Source organism: Rathayibacter rubneri, assembly GCF_023743255.1.
GTDB classification, from domain to species: Bacteria; Actinomycetota; Actinomycetes; order Actinomycetales; family Microbacteriaceae; genus Rathayibacter; species Rathayibacter rubneri.
Map to the genome: position 1 here is coordinate 1 of NZ_JAMRYM010000174.1, position 3308 is coordinate 3308.

The following is a 3308-nucleotide window of genomic DNA, read 5'->3' on the forward strand; positions in this document are numbered from 1 at the left end:
GGACGAGGCGGGGTCTAGGGGACGGCGGTCGGGGGCGCCGGGCGCACCGCGGCGCGCTCGGGGTTCGCGGGCCCCGAGGACGAGCGGACGATCAGCTGGGCGGGCACCGAGCGGTGCCGGTCGGCGGGGGCGTGCCCCTCGAGCGTGCGGATCAGGCGGTGCATGGCGATGCGCGTGACCTCGGCGAAGTCCTGCTTCACCGTGGTCAGGGGGCGGTGCAGGTACTCCGAGAACGGGTCGTCGTCGAAGCCGACCACGCTGACGTCCTCGGGCACGCGCAGGCCCGCGGCCTCGACGGCGTGGATCGCTCCGACCGCCATGTGATCGTTCGCCGCGAACACGGCGGTGACGTCGGGCCGGTGCAGGATCGACGCCATCGCCTCCGACCCCGAGCGCGGACTCCAGTCGCCGCTGAGCACCGGCGGCTCCGGGGCGTCGGCGTCGGCCAGGGCGGCGCGCCAGCCGTCGATGCGGCGGCGGGTGGCCGACCAGGTGCTCGCTCCGGCGATGTGCCAGACGGTCTCGTGGCCGAGGGCGAGGAGGTGCTCGGTCGCGCTGCGGGCGGCGCCGGCCTCGTCGGTGCCGACGACGAGCTCCTCCGGCCGGTGGTCCTCGCTCGGGTGGTCGAAGCTCAGCACGGTCACCCCCTCGGGGATCCGCAGCCGCGGGTGGCCGAAGTCGACGGGCTCCGAGAGGATGATCCCGTCGACGCCCTGGTCGACCAGCGTGTCGACCGCCTCCTGCAGCTCGGCGCCGCTGTTCTCGTGCGTGCGCACGACGCTGAGGAAGTAGCCGGCGGCGCGGGACGCCTGCTCGACGCCGTCGAGGATCGAGGACGGCCCGTAGAGGGACGTGCCCATGGTGACCATCCCGATCCGGCGGCTGCGCTGGGTGGCGAGCGCGCGGGCGGTGGCGTTGGGGCGGAAGCCGAGCTGCGCAATCGCGTCGGCGACCCTCCGCTCGATCGCGGGGGAGACGTGGGCCTCGCGGTTCACGACGCGCGAGACGGTCTTCTGCGAGACGCCGGCGACGCGGGCCACATCGGCCATGGAGACCCGCCGGCCGCGCTCCTCCGCGCCGGTGCCGGCTGCTGATGCGTCCACGGGGCTCCTTCGCTCACTCGTTCTGACAGCGCAGTCAACCGCGCTGTCGTAGGAGTAGACCACGGATTGACAGCGCAGTCAATCGGAGCGCCGTGGCACGGTGCGCGCCGGAGTCAACCCCGTGGAGCCCGCCGGGCCCCTCGTTCGAGACTGTCCGGACCTCGATGGGAAAGGACGACACGGATGCCGACCATTCACGCGCTGCGGACCCTCGCCGACGTCTACCGCGACCTCCGACCGGTCTCGCAGATCTATCTCGACGTCTCGATCGACTCGGGCGACCCGCCGGACATCGCCTTCGAGCGCGGCACCGCCGTCGCCGACGAGCTGCGGCGCCAGGGCGCCCCGCAGGGCGACATCGACGCGCTGACCGCGCTGCTGACCGGAGCCGGCCGGCCGCAGGGCCGCTCCTGCCTCTTCGCGGTCGCCGCCGAGGGCTCGATCGTGCTGTCCGAGGTGCTGCCCGGACTCGCCGTCGCCCCCGAGCACACCTCCTACGGGCGCCTGCCCGACGTGGTGCCGCTGCTGCAGCACCGCCCCGACGTCCGCTACCTCGTCGTCGAGACCTCGCGCGACGGCGGAGAGATCCGCCTGCACCGCCTCGGCGCCGAGCGTGCGGAGTCGGAGGAGTCGATCCAGGGTCGCACCGACACGCTGCACAAGCCGCAGGCCGGCGGCTGGCGGCACGACCGCTTCCAGAACCACGCCGAGGAGATCTGGCGGCAGACGCAGGCCGAGCTCGCCTCCTCGGTCGACGAGATCGTGCGGACCCGGCGCCCGCAGCTGCTCGTGGTCGCCGGGGACATCCGCGCCCGGCAGCTGCTCGCCGACCAGCTCTCCCCGTCCAGCGCGGCGATCCTCGCGGTGCTGCCCGCCAACACCCGGGCGGCGGGCAGCGACGAGAGCGTGCTCGACGAGTTCGTCCAGGAGCGGATCGACCAGCTGCTCCGGCGCGAGAAGGAGGACGTCCTCGACGCCCTCCGCACGCACGAGGGCCGGCACGACAACACCGTCGAGTTCCCGCTGGGCGCGATCGTGCAGGCGCTCGCCGCGGCGCAGGTGTCGACGCTCGTGATCGACCCCGAGCGGCTGCGCGAGCGCGAACTCCTCGCACTCGCGGGGGAGCCGTGGGTCGCGGCGGCCCCGGAGGAGGCACTCGGCGCCGAGGTCATCGGCGCGGTCGACGCGGCCGTCGCCCTCGTGCGCGCCGCGCTGCTGACGGATGCGCGCGTGCTGTGCACCGACTCCCGCACCGCTCCGGACGGGGAGGACGTGGTCGCGCTGCCGAACGACGCTCCCGTCGCGGCACTCCTGCGCTGGCGCACGGGGCCGCCGGTGCCGGGCGCCTGAGCACCGGCTCGACGGAGTGCAGAACGCGGGGTGAGGAGTGGGTCCGGCGGCTGTCGGCCGAGGGCCTCCTCCGTCGGCCGACATTCTGCGCAGACCGGGCGTTCGGCGCGGCCCGGGTGCTCTGAGCGGCCTAGGAGACCAGCGGCAGCAGCGGCAGCACGGCCAGCGCCGTGAGGGCGCCGAGCGCCGCTCCCGCGAGCACGTCCGTCGGGAAGTGCATGCCGAGCGCGAGGCGCGAGAGCATCATCGCGACCACGAGGAGCACCGCGAGCGGCCAGAGGGCCGGCAGCATCACCGCGAACACGATCGCGGCGGCCGTGGTCGAGGTGGCGTGCGAGCTCGGGAAGCTGAGCTTGCTGGGGGCCTTGCCGCGCACCTCGACGCCCTCGCCGAGCGGACGCGGGCGGCGCACGACGCGCTTCACGCCGATCGAGAGCGCGTGCGCGACGACGATCGCGACGTCGCAGAGGGCCCAGGCCCAGAACCGCGACGGGTCGAGGAACGCGGCCAGCACGCCGAGCAGGAGCCAGCCCGCGGCGTGCTCGCCGACGAAGCTCAGCCCGCGCGCGACCGGCAGCAGGGGACGGGTCGGCGGGAACCGCTGCACGGCGGTGATGATCGCCGACTCGCGGCTCCTGAGGGTCGGCATCGGGTCATCCTAGCGAGGTCGAGGGGAGGGGGCGGCGGAGGATCGCTCCGCCGCCCCGGTGGGTCACGCCTCGGCGTCGCCCTCGCCCTCGGCCTTGCGGCGACGGGCGTTGAGGCCCAGGGCAGCGGCGCCGGCGGCCAGCAGGGCCGTCGCTCCGCCGATCAGGCCGACCGACTCGACACCGGTCGAGGCGAGGCCTCCACCCG

At 74.7% G+C, this 3308-nt stretch carries 3 protein-coding genes; 1 reads left to right on the top strand and 2 read right to left on the bottom strand.

The window, feature by feature from the left end; translation table 11 throughout:
* Positions 1 to 14: 14 nt before the first annotated feature.
* Entirely contained in the window at positions 15 to 1103 is a 1089-nt protein-coding gene (locus NB037_RS18980; RefSeq protein ID WP_251948544.1) for a LacI family DNA-binding transcriptional regulator, read from the bottom strand.
* 183 nt (positions 1104 to 1286) lie between these two features.
* Here NB037_RS18980 and NB037_RS18985 point away from each other — a divergent pair, with 183 nt between their 5' ends.
* Entirely contained in the window at positions 1287 to 2453 is a 1167-nt protein-coding gene (locus tag NB037_RS18985) for a baeRF2 domain-containing protein (RefSeq protein ID WP_251948547.1), read from the top strand.
* Positions 2454 to 2583: 130 nt separating this feature from the next.
* On the opposite strand, the gene NB037_RS18990 is transcribed toward NB037_RS18985, so the two are convergent.
* On the bottom strand, positions 2584 to 3102 hold the full coding sequence (locus NB037_RS18990; RefSeq protein WP_251948549.1) for a phosphatase PAP2 family protein: 519 nt from the start codon (positions 3100 to 3102) through the stop codon (positions 2584 to 2586).
* Positions 3103 to 3308: the final 206 nt, after the last annotated feature.